This is a genomic window from Protofrankia sp. CiP3 (assembly GCF_917627345.1).
GTDB lineage: Bacteria > Actinomycetota > Actinomycetes > Frankiales > Frankiaceae > Protofrankia.
On sequence record NZ_CAKJTM010000009.1, the window covers coordinates 105,476 to 125,120 of the forward strand.

Below are 19,645 nucleotides of genomic sequence, written 5' to 3' on the forward strand. Positions count from 1 at the left end.
CGCAACCACACTATGACCACAAGCACGGTATGACCACAACCACGATATGACCGCAGGCACGGTATGACCGCGCTCGGCCGGCCCTCGATGCCAGCCAGCTCCGCTTCCGCGCATCGGCCCGGCCAGGTCCGCCAGCCCGGCCACCCGGACGCCGCTCCCTGATCGGACGCCCTCCCGCCAGCGCCTCCACGGCGGTGATTCTCACCTGTCCGGCGTGCCATCCAGCGCCGCGAGCAGGCGCGGGCCGATCTCGGTGATCGTTCCAGCGCCGAGTGTCAGCAGCAGGACGCCGTCCGGCGCGGCTGGCAGGCTCACCGACAGATCGGTCACCAACCGATCAGCGAGTCCCGCCCACGGGACGTAGTACGTCGTCTCCGGGACGAAAATCTTCTTGGCCAGGTCACTGGCGTGCAGACCCAGGGTGTCATGCTCGCGGGCGGCGTAGATGTCGGTGACGTACACCCGGTCGGCATCGATGAACGCGGCGGCGAAGTCATCCATCAGAGCGGCCAGCCGGCTGAACGTGTGCGGCTGGACGACAGCCCACACCCGGCGCGACTGGGCCCGCTGGCGGGCCGCCGCCAGCGTCACCAGGATCTCGGTCGGGTGATGGGCGTAGTCATCAACGATCTCCAACGGGCCGCGGCAGCCAGTCTGCGCGGCCGTGCCGACCCGTTGGAACCGCCGGGCCGCCCCGGTGTAGGTCGCCAGCGTCGCAAGCGTGTCGGGCACGGCCAGGCCCAGCTCCGTGGCCACGGCAAGTACCGCGAGAGCGTTGAGGACGGTGTGGGTGCCCGGCAACGCGAGGTCGAGCGTCCCAGCCTCCTCGCCGCGGTGCCGCACTGTTGCCCGGACGCCGCCACCCGGCGTCGCCCGCGGATCAACCGCCCGCCAGGTGCGGCCCGCGTCCAGACCGTAGTCGACGACACGCGCGTGGCCGTGCGGCAGGGCCGCAAGCACCATCCGGACACCTGGATGATCGCCGCAGGCGACGAGCGTCCCCCCCGGGCGGACCCGCAGGGCGAACGCGGTGAAGGCCGCACACACGGCCGCCTCATCGGGGAACACATCGGGATGCTCCCACTCGACATTGGTGATCACCGCGAGAACGGGGTCGAGGTTCGCGAACGCCCCGCCGTACTCGTCGGCCTCCAGGACGAACACCCGGCCGGCGCCCACCAGCGCGTTACCGCCGAGCTGAGCGACCTCGGCACCGATGACCGCCGTCGGGTCGAGGCCCGCGGCCCGCAGCACGAGGCTGAGCATGGCGGACGTGGTGGTCTTGCCATGCGAGCCGGCGACCGCAAGCAGGTCGTAGCCGGCGGTCAGTTCGGGCAGCCAGTCGCCGCGACGGCGGACGGGAATCCCAGCGCGCCGGGCAGCCAGCAGCTCGGGGTGGTCGTCGGGGAACGCGCTGGAGGCGACCACCACGTCCACCCCGGCCAGTTCCGCGGCCAGCTCGCCGGGGTCCGTGACAGCCCCCACCCGCACCCGCGCGCCAGCGGCGCGCAGAGCGTCCAGACGGGGAGCGTCCTGGGCGTCACTGCCGCTGACCGCGCCACCGCGGGCAAGATGGACGTGGGCGAGCGCGGACAGGCCCGCCCCCGCGATACCGAGGAATCGGACATGCTGAGAGTTCTCGCGGTTCACAGCAGGCAGTGAACACCACACCCCACCCCGCCTCCCCCGCAGCCACGCCCCAGCCGCTGCGGGCCACCGCTACACTGAAGATCGGATCCTGCTCGGGCGTCCCAGCGGGCAGGCAGGGGAGGGCGACGTGACGATCGTGCACCCGGCCCCTCCGCTGCTGGTCCAGCTGCCCGGACGGGCACTCACGCTGGATGACGTGACCCAGCTGGCCGCGGCCGACGAGCTCCACCGATACGAACTCGCCGAGGGGAATCTGCTGGTCATGCCGCCAGCCGACGCCGAACACGCCGCGCTGATCACACAGATCATCGTATGGCTGGTCACCCACGGCCACAGCGCAGACCGGGTGCTCGCCACGCCGGGCCTGCGGATCACCGAGTCCTCCAGCGGCCGTAGCCCGGACGTTCTCGTCCTGTGCCGCCCGGCCCCACGCGGCACCGTCTGGATCGACCCAGCTGACACCCTGCTCGTGGTGGAGGTCGTCTCACCGGGATCGGAGAACCTCGACCGCATGATCAAACCGGGTGAGTACGCCCGCGCCGGCATCGCCCGGTTTTGGCGGATCGAACGTGACCGCGGCCCGGCGACAGCGCACATGTACGCGCTGGGCACCGACGAGCGCGGCGAACCGGCCTACATCAGCCACCGGGCCACCCTGCTCGACGAACTCCTCGCCGCCGCACCGCCGCACCTGCCCTGACGCCACGGATCAGTTCCTCGGCACGGCTCCGCCGAGGGCGGCCGGTTCCGGCACGGAGGCGGCTTGGGCGGTCTTCCCGCCGCAGCGTGGCGCGGCTGCCTCGCGCCGATGCAGCCTTCCTCATTCGGGCCAGCCACCGCAACCGTTGCCTGGGAGCTCCTGGTCCGCACCGCAAGTAGCAGTCCGCCCCAAACCGCGGCAGGATCCCAAACAGTGCGGTCAATGCGGCGGTAACATCGGCAGGCCGGTGGCTCCGCTACTTCGGTCTGGTGTCGAGACCCGCGGACTGGTCGTATTGAAGGGGCGGGGTCAGTACGAACAGACGCTACGCCAACATGGGTTCAGGTTCACGGCCAAAAAGATCGGACCCAAGAACAGCGACGAGCTCGGCGGCGTGTACGTGTACGTTGCCTGGCTCTGACACCGGCAAAACGATTATCACGAACGAGATCTTCGACCATTGACACAATCGGGGTCGATGCCGGCTGGCTCGCGACGCCGCAGGCTCGGGCGTTCCTTATGATCAGCTGGGGAGGGTGGCGCGTTCGGCGAGGACGCGCAGGATCTCCCCGCCAAGCAGGGTCACGTCACCCGCGCCGACCGTGAGCACCAGATCGCCCGGACGCGCGAACGCCGCGACCCGGCCCGCCGCGGCCGACCAGGACGGCTCGTAGACGACCCGGTCGGCGGGGAGCGGCACGCGGGCGGCGATCGCCGCGCCACCGGCCCCGGGGATCTCCCGCTCCCCCGCGCCGAAGACATCCATGATCACAACAGCGTCCGCAAGGCCCAACGCGGCGCCGAACTCGGCCGCGAAGGCCGCCGTCCGGCTGTACAGGTGCGGCTGGAACGCGACGACGACACCGCCGCCGTCGGCAACGTCACGGGCGGTCCGCAACACAGCCATGAGCTTGGTGGGATGGTTGGCGTAGTCGTCGATCACCCGGATGCCCTCGACGGTGCCCTTGGCCTCAAACCGGCGGCGGACACCGGCGAACCCCGCCAGCCCCGTCAGCAGACCAGTCGCGGGCAGGCCGAGCTCCAGCCCGGCGGCCAGTGCGCCCGCGGCGTTCAGCAGGTTGTGCCGCCCGGGTACCCGCAGGGTCAGCTCGCCCAGCCGCCGGCCCCGCACGACCACCTCACAGGTGGAACCGGTCGGCGAGACCATCGCGAGCTCCACCCGGACGTGGGCGTCCACCGACTCGCCATAGGTGGTGACCCGTGGCACCTTCGGGCCTTCGCTGTCCCGCAGCGCGGTGATGAGCCTGGCCGCGCCAGGGTCGTCCAGGCAGGCCACCACAAAGCCGTCCGGGTCGACGCCGCTGACGAACCGCGCGAAGGCCGTGTCGACATCCGCAGGCTGACGGTAGTAGTCAAGATGATCGGCCTCAACGTTGGTGACGACCGCCGCGAACGGCTCGAGAAGGAGAAATCCGCCGTCGCTCTCGTCGGCTTCGGCGATGAAGATCTCACCCGAACCGGCATGCGCGTTGGAGCCAGCCTCGTTGATGTCACTACCAGTGACGAATGACGGGTCAGCTCCGCATGCCTGCATGGCGACGGTGGCCATCAGCGTGGTCGTCGTCTTCCCGTGGGTACCGGCGACCGCGAGCCCCTGGAATCCCCGCATCAGCGCGGCCAGCGCGGCGGCCCGTGAGACGACGCGCAGGCCGCGCCTTCTCGCCTCCTCGACCTCCGGATTCCCAGCCGGAATGGCCTGGGAAAAGATCAACGTATGGATATCGCCGACATGCCGTGGATCATGACCGATCATCACCTCCGCCCCGAGCGCCCGTAGCGCGGCCAGGTGACGGGTGTCGCGGGCATCGCTTCCGGACACAAACGCGCCGCGCCGCAGCAGCAGGCGCGCGAGGCCGCTCATACCGGCGCCACCGATCCCGACGAGGTGCACGCGGTCGAAGTTGTCCGGTAGCGCCCGAGCTGTCACAGCTGACATCTTGCCCCATCCATCGCCTCGGACCGAGGTTCAGCGGGCAGCGTGGCGTGCCGGCTGCCGCCGGCGGGAGGCCGCGGCATCCCTGATCATCGACACGATCGCGTCCACCGCACCGGGATGCCCGCAACCGGCGCATGCCGCCGCCATCTTCGCCAGCCGCTCGGCCGAGGTGAGCAGGCCCAGCAGCTCCGCGCGCACCCACTCCGGCGAGAGCCCGGCATCGTCGATCAGCAGACCGCCACCGGCCTCCACCGTCGCCAGGGCATTGCGCCGCTGCTCACCATTACCGTGCGGAAGCGGGACGTAGACGGCGGGCAGGCCGACCGCGGCCAGCTCCGCGCAGGTCATCGCGCCGGAGCGGCACAGGGCCAGGTCCGCCGCCGCGTACGCGGATGCCATGTGATCGAGATACGGCCGCACCACATAGGGCACAGGCAGGTCCGGGGGCAGCGCCGCGAGCACCGTGTCGACGTTCTTGGGCCCGGCCGCGTGCAGGACCTGGACCCCGCTCGCAGTGATCTCCCTGGCCGTCGCGCTGATCACGTCGTTGAGCCGCCGAGCCCCCTGCGAACCACCGAAGACCAGCAGCGTCGGGTGACCCGGGTGCAGGCCGTAGCTGATCCGGGCGGCCCGAGCGGCCGCCGGCGACCGGTCAAGACTCAGAATCTCCGGACGCAGCGGGATACCGGTGAGCCGGCCGCCGCGCAGCGGAGTGCCCGGGTAGGACACCGCCACAAAGGACGTGAACCGGGCACCGATGCGGTTCGCCACCCCCGGCACCGGGTTGGCCTCGTGCACGACGATCGGGATGCCCGCCCGGCGCGCGGCGAGGTAGGCCGGGACGGACACGTACCCACCGAAGCCCACAACCACGCTCGCGCGCACCCGCAGCAGCGCCGCCGACGCCTGGCTGACCGCCCCGGCGAGCCTGCCGGGCACGGTGAGCAGGGACGGCGTGGGTTTGCGGGGCAGCGGCACCTTCGGGATGGTCACCAGTTCGTACCCGCGGGCCGGCACGAGCCTTGCCTCCAGCCCGGACTCCGTCCCCAGCAGGGTCAGGCGCATCCGGGGGTCAGCGGCCCGCAGGGCGTCCGCGACCGCCAGCGCAGGTTCGACATGGCCCGCCGTGCCACCGCCGGCGAGCACCACACTCCTCAGCATCGTCCACGACGATGACACACCTCAGCGGCGGATCGCTCTCCGGGGTCCCACCACCAGCGGTGACGGCCGCTCCCTCACGCGGCCGGGCTCACCGGTGACGCGAGGAACAGCGCAACCGCGGCCGGTCCCTCTCCGCATCAGGGCGTCAGGGCGTCAGGGCCGCGGCCGCGGCGTCGGCCAGCCGGCGGGCGGCGAGCTCAAGACGTTCCGGAGAGCTGCCCGCGAATGACATCCGCATCGTCGTGGAGTCGGGATTGTGCACGGCGAACTGCGGACCGGACACGTATGTCACCCCGCGGCGGACCGCGGCGTCGAGCAGGTCGTCCGCGGACAGGCCCGGCGCGACGACCCGCCCCCAGACAAACAGCCCACCAGCGGGATCGTTGACCTCGACAATCCCCGCCAAATGCTCGCTGATGGCGGCACGCAGAGCCGCGCACCGCCGTCCGTAGATGGCCGGCAGGGTCGCCAGGTGCGCGTCATACCAGCCCTCCCGGCCGAAGAGCTCCAGCAGGGCGTACTGCGTCAGCGTGGAGGTATGCAGGTCCGACCAGAGCTTCGCGCGGCCCACCGCGTCGACGAGCGCGGGCGGCACCAGTACCCAACCGACCCGCAGCCCCGGTCCGAGCGTCTTGGAAAAGGATCCGATCGTGATGACTCGATCACCATAGGTGGCAACCGGTGGCACGGGATCCCCCCGGAAGCGCAGCGCCGGGTACGGCTCGTCCTCGGCCACCAGGAACCCGTACCGCTCGGCCAGATCCGCGAGTTCCCGCCGCCGGGCATCGGTGAGCGTCGCCCCGGTCGGATTATGAAAGGTCGCGACCGTGTAGACAAGTTTGGGACGCTGGCCGCCGGCCAGCCGTTCGGCGAGCGCGCCGACATCCAGGCCGTCGTCGTCAACCGGGATCGCCAGGAACTCCGGCTGGTACATCTCCAGGCAGTGCAGGGAGCCTGGGAAGACGGGCTCGTCAATGGCTACAAGATCCCCGGGGTCGAGCAGGGCGCGCGCGATGACGTCCAGGCCCTGCAGCCCACCGGCGGTCACCACGACCTGGCTCGGGTCGACCGGGCGCCCCCGGTCCACCGACGCCCGGTCCGCGATCCAGGCGCGCAGCGCGGGAAGGCCCTCAGCCGCCGAGTACTGCAACGCGGCCGTCGCTGCCTTCGAGGTCGCCACCTGGTGCACGGCCGCACCGATCTCCGCCGCGGGCAGCGTCTCCCCGGCCGGCAGCCCACCAGCGAGCGAGATGACATCACGGACCTCGCCGAGCCGCAGCGGGTCACGCATCACCCACGTCCCGATCTCACCCATCCGCCGGGCGAGCGGAACCGGCCCCGGCAGGATCGCCTCGACCGACTCGCTGTCGCTCATCCCATCCTCCACCCCTCGGCCGGGACGCCGTTCGTGGAAAACTATCCTGGGGACGGCCAGCCGTGGCAACGGCCCGGCCCTCTTGCCGCGCGGCCGGTGTCATGATTGTCGATCATCTGTCACCTGTGGCGGGTGGTCCCGGTATCGGGTCAGCGGTGCGCGACCGCGGAGATCCTCTCGGCAACGTCATCATCATCACCGCTGTCGCCGCGGCTGCCCCTGGCCACCCGCGCGCGGGCCCGGAAACGACGCCCGCCGCTGGCCGCCGGCTCACCTGCCTCGCGCGCCTCGCGCCGGGCCGCCGCCCTGGCACTGAGCATCGCGGTCGCCGCGGGCTCGTGCCGGGCGAACGACAGCAGCATCCCGACCGTGAGCATCGTGGGAACCAGCGCGGAACCCCCGAACGAGACCAGCGGAAGCGGGATTCCCGTGATCGGGAGCAGGCCCACCACGGCGCCCATGTTAATCATGGATTGGCCCAGCAGCCAGCCGGTGGCGGATGCCGCGGCGAGCTGGACGAACGGGTCCGCGCTGCGGTGGGCGACCCGGATGCCAGCGAACCCGAGCACGGCGAACAGGATGACGACGACCAATGTGCCGAGCAGGCCCAGCTCCTCACCGATGATCGCGAGGATGAAGTCGGTGTGGGCGTTGGGCAACAGCCCCGGCCACTTCTCCCGGGACGCGCCGAGCCCCTCACCCCACCACCCTCCCGACGCCAGCGCGTACAGGCCCTGGACCGCCTGGAAACCGGTGTCATGGGCATCAGCGAACGGGTCGCGATAGGACAGCAGCCGCTCGAACCGGTACGGCTCGCGGATGGCCAGGACGGTGCCAGCCAGCAGGATCACGCCGCTGATCGAGACAAAGACCCGCAGCGGCGTCCCGACCACCCACAACAGCGTGAGCATGATCAACAAAACCACGATCGTGGTCCCCATGTCGGGCTCAAGCATAATCAGGACGCAGATCAGCAACGCCCCGGGCACAAGCGGGACCAGCAGGTGCTTCCAGTCGCCCAACAGCTTGCGTTTACGCACCAGCAGATCCGCGCCCCAGAGCACAAGGCCGAGCTTGGCGATCTCGCTGGGCTGCAGTGTGTACGAGCCCAGCTCGATCCATCGCTGCGCACCGTTGATCGGCTTCCCGAACTGCGGGGTCAGCACGACCGTCAGCAGCACCAACGAGACAATCATGACGGGGTACGCCAGTACCCGGAAGACCCGCACGGGCAGCCGGCTGGCCAGCACCAGCAGTGGCAGGCCGATGCCCACCCAGGTCGCCTGCCGGGCGAACACCGCATAGGACGAGCCCAGCTCGTCGAACGACCGCACGCTGGATGCCGACAGCACCATGACCAGCCCGAGCAGCAACAGCAGGCCAGCCGAGGAGAGCAGCAGGTAGTAGGAGGCCAGCGGCCGCGCAAGCACGGGGACCCGGGTGCCGTCGACAGCCGGCCCGCCCCGCTCAGGCATACCGAGCGTGGGCTCGTCGCCCCCGGTCACCACGTCCCGCTCCCCTGCTCGTCAAGGAACACACATGGAACACGCCCGCCGGGAACACCGCCGGAGTCACGCGGTTCTTCCAGGTGAACGCGGTTATGGTCCCCCATCGAATAGTCCATGCCGCCAGCCTGTTCGACACCGACCATCATGGGTGTGTCGAGCACAAATCAGCCCGCCCGCGGCCTCTGGCCGGCATATACAACCCGACGGGATCGAATACTGACATAGCGTATTTGATCGGCCCCTATCGTTACAACCGCTCCCCTCGCTTGGGTCAACGCCACCGACAACACCGATCGGGGGTCTGAGACGACACTGAACCATGTCACGAAACCAGCTGGTCCAGACGCTGCGAAACATGGTCGGCGACGCCCGGGTACTGACGGATCCAGAGATCATGGCCGGGTACGTCCGGGATTGGACCGGCCGATTCGTCGGGCGGACGGTGGCGGTGCTGCGTCCGGTGGACACCGCGCAGGTGGCGGCCATCGTCAAGGTGTGCGCGGAGCATGAGATACCGCTGGTGCCCCAGGGCGGCAACACCGGGCTTGTCGGCGGCGGCGTGCCGACCCGCGGGGAGGTCGTGCTCAGCCTGCGCGGCCTCGCGGAGCCCCCGTTGATCGATACTGCCGCCGGCCAGGCCACCGTCGGTGCCGGCGTACCGATCAGCGTGCTGCGCGGCGCGGCGTCCGCGGCGGGGCTGGCCTACGGTGTCGATCTCGCGAGCCGGGACACGGCCACGATCGGCGGCACCGTCGCCACGAACGCCGGTGGCCTGCGGGTGCTCCGGTACGGGGACACCAGGGCGCAACTGCTCGGCGTGGAGGCGGTCCTCGGCGACGGCAGTGTGGTCTCCCACCTCGCCGGCCTCGCCCGGGACAATACCGGCTACCATCTGCCGTCGCTGCTTGCTGGTAGTGAGGGCACGCTCGGTGTGATCACCGCGGCACGGGTCCGGCTGGTGCCGGCCGCCCGTGCGCGGGCGGTGGGCCTGCTCGGCCTCGCGTCCGTACCGGACGCGGTCGCGGCGGCGTCCCTGCTGCGAAACGGCCTGCCCGGACTCGCCGCGGCCGAACTCATGCTCGCCGCGGGCCTGGATCTCGTAACGCACGCATGCGGCCTGTCCCGGCCGCTGCGCGCAACGCACGCGGCCTACCTCCTCGTCGAGGTCAGTGGGGACGCGGCCGGCGGCGAGACACCGCTGAACACGCTGGCGGAGGCCGTCGCCGGTCTGACCGGCGTCACCGACGCCTCGCTCGCGGGCGACCAACGCGGCTGCGAGGCCCTGTGGGCCTACCGGGAACGGCACACCGAATCGATCAGTACGCACGGGACACCGGTGAAAATGGATGTCACCCTGCCGCTCGCCGGTCTGCCCGCGTTCGTCGAAGCCGTGCCCGACACCGTCAGGAGTATTGCGCCGCGGGCGAGAGCCTGGCTGTTCGGGCATGTCGCCGAGGGCAATGTGCACGTGAACGTCACCGGCGCGGGTACCGTCGGCGAGTGGGTGGAGGACAGCGTGTTCCGGCTCGTCGCCGCGAACGGTGGCAGCATCAGCACCGAGCACGGGATCGGCACAGCCAAACACCGCTGGCTGCCGCTCAACCGTTCACCGGTCGAGATCGCCGTGTTTCGGCGGATCAAAAAGGCCTTCGACCCCGCGGGCATCCTCAACCCGAACGTCCTGGTACCGCCGGATGCTCCGTGACCAGTACACACACGTTCTGTGCGGATGGGCGCTCTCAACCGACTGTCTCGCGGTGGCGGCAGCTACTGTCGCGCGGTGGCGGCGCAGGCCCGCATGGCGAGCGCGAAGGCGGCGCCACGCTCGCGGTAGTCACGGAAACGCCCGAAGCTCGGCGCCGCGGGTGACAGCAGAACGACGCCATCGGGCCTGGCCCACCGGTAGCCCTCGAGCACGGCGGTGGTGAGATCAGGCGCGTCCACGATCGTGACATGTGGGCCGGCACCAGCCTCGGTGACCTGCCGGCGGATGTCGGGGCCGTTGTCCGGCACGGTGAGGACAAGTGTGTCCAAGGTGCGGGTGCGTAGACCGACGGCCAGCGGCCGGTAGTCGATACCCCGGCTCTGGCCGCCCACGACCGCGGCGATCCTGCGGTCGCCGAAGGCCTCGACGGCGGCGAGTGTCGGCAGGACGTTGGTGGACAGGCTGTCATCGACGAAACAGACCCCGCCCACTTCTCCGATCACCTGGAGCCGGCTGTCCAGCCCGCTGAAGCCCTCCGCCGCGGTACGCAGCTTGTCGCCGTCGTCCGCCTCGGGTACGCCGAGTGCCCGCAGACAGGCGGCGGCGATCAGGGCGTTACGCCGGTTGTGGAGACCGAGCAGCCCCAGCTGCCGCAGCCAGTCACCGTCCGCGGCGGCGTCCGCACACACCCACCGCACCCTGGGCCCGAGCAGCTGCCGGTGGGCGCGGATCAGGTCGCTGTCACCGTTGGCGATGGTGAGGTCGGCACCGGGCTGGGAGCAGGCGGACAGTTTGTCCCGGAAGTAGTTCTCCGGGTCATCGCCGTGCCATGGCAGGTGGTCGGGATGCAGCGAGGTGACCGCGACCACCGGCGGAGAGCACGCCAGGTCGGTCGCCTGATAACTGGACACCTCAATGATCCAGAAGTCGTACTCGTCGCCCGCGAACGGATCATGCGGTGGCATCCCGATGTTGCCTGCGACCAGGCACCGGTAACCGAGTCGGGTCAGCAGGTGCCCGGCAACCGCGGACGTCGTGCTCTTGCCCTTGGTTCCCGTCACGCAGACCACTTTCGACCGGTCCGCCTCGGCGAGCCACAGCCCCACTCCACCGACCACCGGCACCCCGAGCCGCTCGAGCTTTCGCACGGTCTCGCCGTACCGCGAAATTCCAGGGGCTTTGACAACGACATCACAATGAGCGAGCGCATCGAAGCCGCCCAGCGCGGTCACCAACAGTGGCCTGCCCTCGATGTCCGTCCGGGCGGGGGCGTCGTCAACGAGCACCGGCTCGATCCCCCGCGCCCGGCAGGCACGCAGGTTGGCCTCGCCCTCACGGCCGATCCCGTACAGACCGACCGCGCGGCCGCGCAGGTCAGACCAGGAGATCGTCGGGCGCATACCGGTCCGGGACGAAGTGTCGGCCATGCGGGACGAGCAGCTCCTCGGGCGTGGGCTCTCCCGGTAGCGGGCCAAGCGCGGCGAGCACGGGCGAGGCGGCCCGGTCACGGCGCCCGGCGGCGAGCAGGGTAGCCACCCGGCACTCGGTGACGTCGCCGACGCATTCCCAGGGCTTGCTGTCCGCGGACAGGCCCAGCAGCGCACGGAAACGACCCAGCAACGCCACGTCAGCCAGTGGCTCACGCCCGCCGAAGACCCGCCGCAGCGTCGGCTCGTCCAGGAAGGGGGAAAGGATCAGATCGATGAAACAGCACTTGTCACACTGGCCGCACCAGCGGTCCAGCCGCTGAGCGGGATCGATGTGGAAGGCGCGGTTACAGCTGCGGAAGTAGTCGAAGTACTGGGGCAGCGCGGCGAACCGCCGAGCGATCCACAACTCCGTGAACGGGCGCAACAGGGAGAAGTACTCCGGCCTGCCGCCGAGGCTCTCGACGAGGACCGACCGCAGGGCGGTCTCGAACGCCTCGCCCTTGGAGTACTGGTGGTTGATGGAGCGGCCGTCGACCGTGATGGTGCCCGCGGAGGCCGACCACTCGTTGGACATCACCACGGCGTCCCGCCCGTCCAGCGCGGCGGCCATCACGGCGATCGCCGAAAGAATCCCCGTGACCGGGACATGCCCGTTGAGAAAACCGAGTTCCGCCGAGCGCAGCACCTGGGTGTCGATGAGCCGCTCCGCCCGGAGGACCGGCAGGCCGGTGGCAGCGGCGGCCCGTTCGATGGCCTCGAAGCGGTCACCGGGATGGTTGACGACGAACAGCGCCGGGTCCTTGGCCCGAGGCCGCAGCAGCTCCGCGGTGACGATGGAGTCCACACCGCCGCCGAACGGCACCAGCGGCCGGCCCTCGTCGGGGCTGACAGCCACCGGCGTTTGGCGCGCCAGCGCCGGGCCGATGATCCGCAGTCCGGAAAGGTCAAGATTGTTACGGTGCGCGAACTCCCCCAGGCCGTCGAGATAGAACTCCCGCAGGAAGGCACGCTCGAGGTCGGTGACCGCGGTATCACCGAGGTCGACGACCGGCGGGGCCGCCGTCTTGTAGTAGGAGACCGCCGTCAGCAGGAACACCAGGCGGGCCGCTTCGGCCACCGCGGGCTCGCGCCATGCCCCGCCGCCGGGGAACGTCACGTCCTCGCGGAACTCCCGCCCGTCCAGGCGGTAGCGGCACACGAGCCGGTCATGTGACGGGTCGATGTCGTAGCCCACATAGCGAAAGCTCTCGCCACGCCGCGGTGGCCCGATCACAGAACGTCCTTCCCGCGCAGGCGGGCCACCGCGGCGAACCGTCCGCACGGGTTTTCCGCCCGGTAGCTGAAAAAGGGCGTGCCCGGACCGGTGCCCACCCCCGCGACGTGGATCTGGCCTTCCGGCACGCCCTCGGCAACCAGCTGCATGACGTTCGCTCCGGCCACGTCAAAAGTCCACTTCCCGAGCCCGTCGGCGCGGATCACCTCGTCCGCGCGCCCGTCGAAGGCGGCCCGGACGGCGGCCACGACCTCCGCCCCAACCTGGTAACGGTCCGGGTCGATCGCGGGCCCGACACCGGCGACGACATTCGACGCGGCGGCGCCCAGCCGCCGCATGGCCGCCAGCGCCGCGGGGACGGCGCCGCGCACGGTCCCGCGCCAACCGGCGTGCACACACGCGAGCACCCCGGCGACCGGATCATGCAGAACGGCCGGGACACAGTCCGCCGCCAGGACAGCCAGCGCGATCCCGGGCGCCGTGGTCACAAGCCCGTCGGTCAGCGGCAGCGCGTCCGAGGCCGAACGGCTGCCCCGCCCACGGTGCTCATCGGTCACGATGGCGATATTCGGGCTGTGTGCCTGGGCGCAGAACACGAAGTCGTCCACGGTGGTACCGAGCGCCTCGGCCACTGTCGCCCGGTTCGCCAGTACGTCCGCGTCGTCGTCCCCGGCCCGCAGACTCAGATTGAGTGAGGTGTAGGCGCCGCGGGAAACACCGCCGGTACGGGTGGTGACAAAGACATCCACCAGCCGGTCATCAAAGCCCGGCCAGCACAGTACCTCCAGGCCGGACGGTGTTCGGCGAAACCGCGATGCCGCCATGCCGGCGGTCATCTCCGACGACCTCGCCAGCTGTCGGCTCTCAACGTCCGGTACCGTCCGTTCCAACGTGACTGACCACTGATGTGAATCCATAACCGGAAACCCCGGGACAACATGGCGGACAGCCCCCGCCGCCACCGGCCGGGACCGACTGCGTCGAGGATACACATCAGGAACCGCCGTGCGAGAGGAACTCCGCGTAGAACAACCCGAGCCCGAACGCCACGGCGAGTCCGGAGACAATCCAGAAGCGGATGATGACCGTGGTCTCCGGCCACTCAGCCAGTTCGAAGTGGTGGTGGATCGGCGCCATGTTGAAGACCCGCTTCCGGGTGGCCCTGAAGAAGGCCACCTGAATGATCACCGAAAGCGTCTCGACCACAAAAAGCCCGCCGAGGACGAACAGCAACAACTCGGTCCGGCTGACGATCGCGATACTCGCGAACGCCCCGCCGAGGGCCAGCGAGCCGGTGTCACCCATGAATATCTTCGCCGGGCTCGCGTTCCACCACAGAAATCCGAAACAGGCGCCCATGGCCGCGGCCGCGACCAGCGCCACGTCCAGCGGGTCGCGGACGAAGTAGCAGCCGTCCTGCGCGGGACCGCGTCCGCAGAGATTGCCGAACTGCCAGAAGGAAATCACCACATAGGCACCGAACACCATCGCCGAGGTACCGGCGGCCAGGCCGTCCAGCCCGTCGGTGAGGTTCACCGCGTTCGACGTCGCCGCAATGATTATCCAGGCGAGCAGCGGAAAACCGATCAAACCGATCGAGAAATCGGTGTCCCGGACGATCGAAACAAACGTGGACCCCGGCAGCAGGCCGTTGGCGTTCTTGAAGCGGACGGCCAGCAGGCCGAACGCCAGCGCCACCGCGGCCTGACCGGCGAACTTGGTCCGCGCGGTGAGCCCGAGACTGCGCTGCTTGCGGATCTTTATGTAGTCATCGAGGAAACCGACCATCCCCAGACCGGTCATGACCAGCAGCACCAATAACCCGGACGCGGTGAATCCGTTCATCGTGATCAGATGCGCGACGAAGTAGCCGGCCAGCGTCGCCAGGATGATGACCGTGCCGCCCATCGTGGGTGTGCCACGCTTGGTAAGATGGCTTGACGGTCCGTCCTCGCGAATTTCCTGTCCGTAACCCCGCCGACGGAACAGGCGGATGACCGATGGTGTGCCCAGCAGCGACGCCACCAGGGCTACCAGCGCGGCGACCAGTACGCCTCTCACCCGTGCGCACCTCGCTCGACGGGCCGGGCGGGGTCCGTCGGTGCACCGGCCGCGAGGTCGTCCGCGATCCGCTCCAGCCCGAACGCCCGGGATGCCTTCACCAGCACGACATCACCTGGCGCCACTCGCTCCCGCAGCAGCCCGCGGGCCGCCTCGACGTCCGCCACCCAGACGGACTCCCCTGACCACGAGCCCTCCAGCGACGCCCCGAGATGTATCCGGCGAGCCTCGGCCCCCACCACCACCAGCCGCGGCACACCCAGGCGGACCACCAGCCGGCCGAGCGCGTCGTGCTCGTCGTCCGCGGCCGCGCCGAGTTCTCCCATGCCCCCGAGCACCGCCCAGGCCCGCCGGCCGCGGCTCATCTCGACCAGTGTCTTCAGCGCCGCCCGCATCGATTCCGGGTTGGCGTTGTAGGCGTCGTTGATGACGGTGACGCCGTTGCCGGTCACGGTGACCTCCATCCGCCAACGGCTGCGGGCCTGGGCGCGGGACAACGCGGCCGCGGCTCGCCGCGGGGACAGCCCGAGACGGATCGCGGCCGCCGCCGCGGCCAGCGCGGCCGTGACGTAGTGCGCGCCGACGAGGTTCAACGAGACGGGATGCCGTTCGCCGGCCGTGAGAAGGTCGAACCGCGCGTGCCCGCGGTCGTCGACACGCACGCCGTCGGCCCGCACGTCAGCCCGGACACTCTCGCCAAACATGATCACATCACCGCGAGCCCGGGTGGCCATGGCCGCGACCAGCGGATCGTCGATGTTCAGCACGGCGGCGCCCGACGCGGCCTCGGCGAGCTCGGCCTTGGCCCGGGCAATCCCGGCACGCCCGTCCGCGTACTCACCGACATGCGCCGAGCCGACGTTCAGCACGACCCCGACGTCGGGGCGGGCCACCTCGCACAGGGCGGCGACATGGCCGAGGCCACGGGCGCCCATCTCCAGCGCGACGAACCCGGTGGTCGGCTCCAGGCGCAGCAGTGTCAGCGGCAGCCCGATCTCGTTGTTGAACGAACCGGGCGCGGCGACCGTCGGTCCCAGCTCACCCAGCAGATCGGCGAGCAGATCCTTCGTGGTGGTCTTGCCGGACGATCCGGTCACGGCGACAACCGTCGCCGACGAGCGGGTGCGCACCTCGGTGGCAAGCGCAGCGAGCGCGGCCGTGGGGTCGGGGACCACGACCGCCGGTACGCCGACCGGCCGGGCCGCCAACACCGCGGCCGCGCCGGCCCGTACCGCGTCCGCGGCGAAGTCGTGGCCGTCAGCCCGGGCACCGGGCACGGCGACGAACAACGCACCGGCACCGGCCTGGCGCGAATCGATCACAACACCGGTGACCGGCGTGTCCGGATCGGACACGGCGTCGAGCCGGCCGCCGACGACGGCCGCGACCTCACGCAGGCAAAGCGGTATCACCGGTGAACACCCCTCCGGCCGAGGCCCGGACGCGATCCGGTGCCGGCTTGGGCCAGCTCCGCCCGCAGCACGTCCCGGTCGTCGAAGGGTGTCACGACACCGCCGCGCTCCTGCCCGGTCTCATGTCCCTTGCCGGCCACCACGACCGCGTCCGCGGGTCCGGCGAGGCTCACCGCGAGACGGATCGCCGCGGCACGGTCGACCTCCACCAGCGCACCATCGGCGCCCCCGGAAGGCAGCGTCGCGGCGCCCGCGCGCATCTGAGCGATGATCATTTCCGGATCCTCCGACCGGGGGTTGTCACTGGTGAAGATCGCTATATCGGCGCCGCGGACCGCGGCGGCTCCCATCAGGGCACGCTTGCCACGATCACGATCGCCACCACAGCCGAGCACGATGATCACACGCCCGTCGACCAACGCCCGCACAGTACTCAGCAGCGTCTCCACCGCGTCCGGGGTATGGGCGTAGTCGACGAGGCTGACGAAGGGCTGGCCCGCGTCGATCCGCTCCATCCTGCCCGGCACGCCGGGCAGGGCCGTGAGCCCGGCCGCGGCGGCGCCGGCCTCCACCCCGGTGGTGACGAGCAGCGCCAGCGCCACCAGGGCATTGCTGATGTTGAAGGCGCCAGGCAGCGCGATGCGCACCTCAACGTCCACCCCGTGTGGGCCGTGCGCGCGGAAGGTGCTTCCGGCGGGACTGGCGACGACGTCGCTCGCACGCCAGCGCGCGTCAGCAGCGCGCCCGCAGGTCACCGCCGTGGGGACGGCTGCGGCGAGCCGGCGTCCCCACGGGGTGTCGATGTCGATGACGGAGACCTCGGTCCGCTCGGGGGTGAACAGGGCGGCCTTGGTCGCGAAGTAGGCCTCCATGGACGGGTGGAAGTCGAGATGATCCTGGCTGAGGTTGGTGAAGGCCACACCGGCGAAACCGATCCCATCCACTCGGTGCAGCGCGACAGCGTGGCTGGAGACCTCCATCGCCGCCGCCGTCACTCCTTGTTCGACCATGACCGCAAGCAGCCCCTGTAGGTCGGTCGCCTCTGGGGTGGTACGCACCGAGGGGACCGCGGCACCGGCCACCCGCGTCGAGATGGTGCCGAGCAGCCCGGTCGTGTGACCGGCGGCACGCAGCCCTGCCTCCAGCAGATATGCCACGGTTGTCTTGCCGTTGGTACCGGTGACGCCCAGCAGCCGCAGGGAGCGTGACGGGTCGCCGTAGACCCACGACGCGGCCGTTCCCAGCACGGCGCGCGGGTCGGCGCTGGTAAGCACGGGTACCCCGGCCCGCCCGGCCGGGAGCTGGGATACCCGGTCGGCACCGGCCGGGTCGGTGAGCACGGCCACGGCACCGGCCGCGAGCGCCTGCTCGGTGAAGGCCGCGCCGTGCACGCGAGCGCCTGGCAGCGCCGCGTAAAGATCGCCGGGCTGGACCGCCCGTGAATCATGGGTGATACCGCGGACGACAACCCCTCCGGGCGGAGCACCGCGAGAAACAAGATCAACACATCGGGACATCAGGTCGGTGAGCACCCGCGCCGGCGGGGCAACCGGACGCAACACCGGTGAGGCCACGGCACCGACCCTAGTATCCAGCCGTCCCGAGCCCGCGACCGGTCAGCGCCTGGCATCGCGATCGAGAACGAACCTGGGTGCTGTCGTGCCAGGCGGGGGCACCGCGAGCGTCGCCAGCGCGAAGGTCATCACCTTCTGGAACACCGGCGCGGCGACCGTCCCGCCGAAGTGGCCGTCACGGGGGTTGTCGAGTACCACCTCCACCACCACCCGGGGCTGGTCGGCGGGGGCGAAGCCCACGAACGAGGCGACATAGCCGTTGTAGTGACCGGATGGGCCGAGCCGCTGGGCCGTTCCGGTCTTGCCCGCGACGCGGTACCCGTCGATGGCCGCCAGCGGCGCGGTCCCCGAGTCGGTGGCCACCGCTTCCAGCATCTGCGAGATGGTCGTGGCGGTGCTCGCGGCGACCACCCGGGTGCCAGGGTCGCGAGGCGTGGTGTGCACGGCCCCGTCCGGTGAGGTGGTGCTCTCCACCAAGCGGGGTGAGACCCGCACCCCGCCGTTGGCGATGGTCGCGTAGACCGACGCCATCTGGATCGCGGTCGCGGACATTCCCTGTCCATAGGAGATCGTGGCGGCCTGCTGGGGATCCCAGGCCGACGATGGTTTGAGGATGCCCGCGCTCTCGCCCGGGAACCGCAGCCCGGTCCTCGACCCGAGCCCGAAGGCGCGCAGCGCGGTCTCCAGGTTGGCGGAACCGATCCTGCTCGCGATCTGGATCGTCCCGAGATTGCTCGACCGCGCCAGCACCCCGGCCGCGGTGAGGTGCTCCACACCGTGCGGCTCCGCGTCCATGAAGGTCTGGCCCGCGATGCGCATACTCGACGGCACCGTCACCGGCGTCTCCGGCGAGATCAGGCCGCGGTCTATCGCCGCGGCCATAGTGATCACCTTGTTGACGCTCCCGGGCTCGTAGACGTCCTGGGTGGCGCGGTTCTTCAGCGTCGACGGATCAGCACTGGCAATCTTGTTGGGGTCGTAGTCCGGCGCATCCGCCATCGCCAGGATGTCCCCGCTGCCCGGGACCATGACCACAACGCTTCCGCCGTCCGCCTGGGTGGCGCGCACCGCGTCGGCGATCGCGCCCTGCGCGGCCCACTGGATGTCGCGGTCGAGCGTGAGCCGCACGCTCGAGCCCGGCACCGGATCGGATTCCCGGCTCGCCGCGGACGGGATGGGCCGGCCCGCCGGATCCATCTCGACACGGCGCGCCCCGTCGATGCCACGCAGCACCCGATCGTAGGCGCCTTCGATACCGCCACCACCCACGAGGACATCATTGTCACCGACCGTGGTGAAACCCACGACGTTGGAGGCCAGGGAACCGGACGGGTACAGCCGGCGGCGCTCCTCCAGGACACCGATACCGGCCAGCTGGAGCTTGGTCACCGTCGCGCCCACGGCCGGGTCGAGCCCACGGGCGAGGTAGACGAAACGTCCGCTGCTCCTGAACTTGGCCACCAGGGTGTCCGCGGGCACCTGAAGGATGGGGGCGAGCAGGTTGGCGACGGCACGGGCATCGGTGATGTTGCGCGGGTCCGCGTACACCGAGCGCGCGTCGACATCCTGCGCCAGCACCGCCCCACCGCGGTCGGTGATGACACCACGGACCGCGGGCAACGCCGCGATGTGCAGCCGCTCCTGCTCGGCGCGCCGGGCGTAGGTGGACGCCTGGAACGCCTGCAGCTGTGTCAGCCGGCCAGCGAGCACGATCAGCAGCGAACACAGGATGACGACCGCGGCCCGCAGCCTGCGGCGCGGACTGCCCAGCCGCAGCGGTGGACGGGCTGGGCGCATGCGGGGCGGTGGCCGGCGGGCCCCGGCCCCGCGGGCCCGCAC

14 protein-coding genes are annotated in these 19,645 nt (G+C 70.5%); 2 read left to right on the forward strand and 12 right to left on the reverse strand.

Annotated features, from left to right (window positions below; translation table 11 throughout):
- Window positions 1-201: 201 nt before the first annotated feature.
- Complete coding sequence (gene murC, locus MJ797_RS05710; RefSeq protein WP_239332544.1) at window positions 202-1,650, reverse strand: UDP-N-acetylmuramate--L-alanine ligase; 1,449 nt, start codon at window positions 1,648-1,650, stop codon at window positions 202-204.
- 127 nt (window positions 1,651-1,777) lie between these two features.
- Between murC (MJ797_RS05710) and MJ797_RS05715 the strand changes: the two genes are divergently transcribed.
- Window positions 1,778-2,350 (forward strand): Uma2 family endonuclease, encoded by a 573-nt coding sequence (locus MJ797_RS05715; protein WP_239332546.1) that lies wholly within the window; start codon window positions 1,778-1,780, stop codon window positions 2,348-2,350.
- Window positions 2,351-2,873: 523 nt separating this feature from the next.
- Here MJ797_RS05715 and murC (MJ797_RS05720) read toward each other — a convergent pair.
- From murC (MJ797_RS05720) to ftsW, 4 genes are all read right to left on the reverse strand, one after another.
- A complete protein-coding gene (gene murC, locus MJ797_RS05720) occupies window positions 2,874-4,307 on the reverse strand; it encodes a UDP-N-acetylmuramate--L-alanine ligase (protein ID WP_239332548.1) in 1,434 nt (477 codons plus the stop codon).
- A gap of 30 nt (window positions 4,308-4,337) precedes the next feature.
- Window positions 4,338-5,468, reverse strand: a complete 1,131-nt coding sequence (gene murG, locus MJ797_RS05725; RefSeq protein WP_239332550.1) for an undecaprenyldiphospho-muramoylpentapeptide beta-N-acetylglucosaminyltransferase — start codon at window positions 5,466-5,468, stop codon at window positions 4,338-4,340.
- Between the two features lie 145 nt (window positions 5,469-5,613).
- Window positions 5,614-6,843 (reverse strand): PLP-dependent aminotransferase family protein, encoded by a 1,230-nt coding sequence (locus tag MJ797_RS05730; RefSeq protein ID WP_239332552.1) that lies wholly within the window; start codon window positions 6,841-6,843, stop codon window positions 5,614-5,616.
- A gap of 149 nt (window positions 6,844-6,992) precedes the next feature.
- Window positions 6,993-8,351, reverse strand: coding sequence for a putative lipid II flippase FtsW (ftsW, locus tag MJ797_RS05735; protein ID WP_374581517.1), 1,359 nt, complete (start codon window positions 8,349-8,351; stop codon window positions 6,993-6,995).
- Between the two features lie 319 nt (window positions 8,352-8,670).
- Between ftsW and MJ797_RS05740 the strand changes: the two genes are divergently transcribed.
- The gene (locus tag MJ797_RS05740) at window positions 8,671-10,056 is read left to right on the forward strand and encodes an FAD-binding oxidoreductase (protein ID WP_239332554.1); all 1,386 of its coding nucleotides are present in this window, start codon (window positions 8,671-8,673) and stop codon (window positions 10,054-10,056) included.
- A gap of 62 nt (window positions 10,057-10,118) precedes the next feature.
- Here the strand turns inward: MJ797_RS05740 and murD are convergent, their stop codons facing one another.
- From murD to MJ797_RS05775, 7 genes are all read right to left on the reverse strand, one after another.
- Complete coding sequence (gene murD / locus MJ797_RS05745; RefSeq protein WP_239332556.1) at window positions 10,119-11,483, reverse strand: UDP-N-acetylmuramoyl-L-alanine--D-glutamate ligase; 1,365 nt, start codon at window positions 11,481-11,483, stop codon at window positions 10,119-10,121.
- Window positions 11,431-12,759 carry a hypothetical protein gene (locus MJ797_RS05750; protein ID WP_239332558.1) on the reverse strand — a complete coding sequence of 443 codons (1,329 nt, stop codon included), beginning with the start codon at window positions 12,757-12,759 and terminating at the stop codon, window positions 11,431-11,433. The genes murD and MJ797_RS05750 overlap by 53 nt, the downstream gene beginning before the upstream one ends.
- A complete protein-coding gene (gene pgeF, locus MJ797_RS05755) occupies window positions 12,756-13,595 on the reverse strand; it encodes a peptidoglycan editing factor PgeF (protein ID WP_239332560.1) in 840 nt (279 codons plus the stop codon). The genes MJ797_RS05750 and pgeF overlap by 4 nt, the downstream gene beginning before the upstream one ends.
- Window positions 13,596-13,752: 157 nt before the next feature.
- Window positions 13,753-14,820 (reverse strand): phospho-N-acetylmuramoyl-pentapeptide-transferase, encoded by a 1,068-nt coding sequence (mraY, locus tag MJ797_RS05760; RefSeq protein ID WP_239311148.1) that lies wholly within the window; start codon window positions 14,818-14,820, stop codon window positions 13,753-13,755.
- Window positions 14,817-16,232 (reverse strand): UDP-N-acetylmuramoyl-tripeptide--D-alanyl-D-alanine ligase, encoded by a 1,416-nt coding sequence (gene murF, locus MJ797_RS05765; protein ID WP_239332562.1) that lies wholly within the window; start codon window positions 16,230-16,232, stop codon window positions 14,817-14,819. Before murF ends, mraY begins: the two co-directional genes overlap by 4 nt.
- Window positions 16,229-17,806: a UDP-N-acetylmuramoyl-L-alanyl-D-glutamate--2,6-diaminopimelate ligase gene (locus MJ797_RS05770; RefSeq protein WP_239332564.1), complete on the reverse strand. Its 1,578-nt coding sequence runs from the start codon at window positions 17,804-17,806 to the stop codon at window positions 16,229-16,231. The genes murF and MJ797_RS05770 overlap by 4 nt, the downstream gene beginning before the upstream one ends.
- 42 nt (window positions 17,807-17,848) lie before the next feature.
- The coding region (locus MJ797_RS05775; protein ID WP_239332566.1) for a penicillin-binding protein 2 at window positions 17,849-19,645 on the reverse strand (1,797 nt) is incomplete at its 5' end.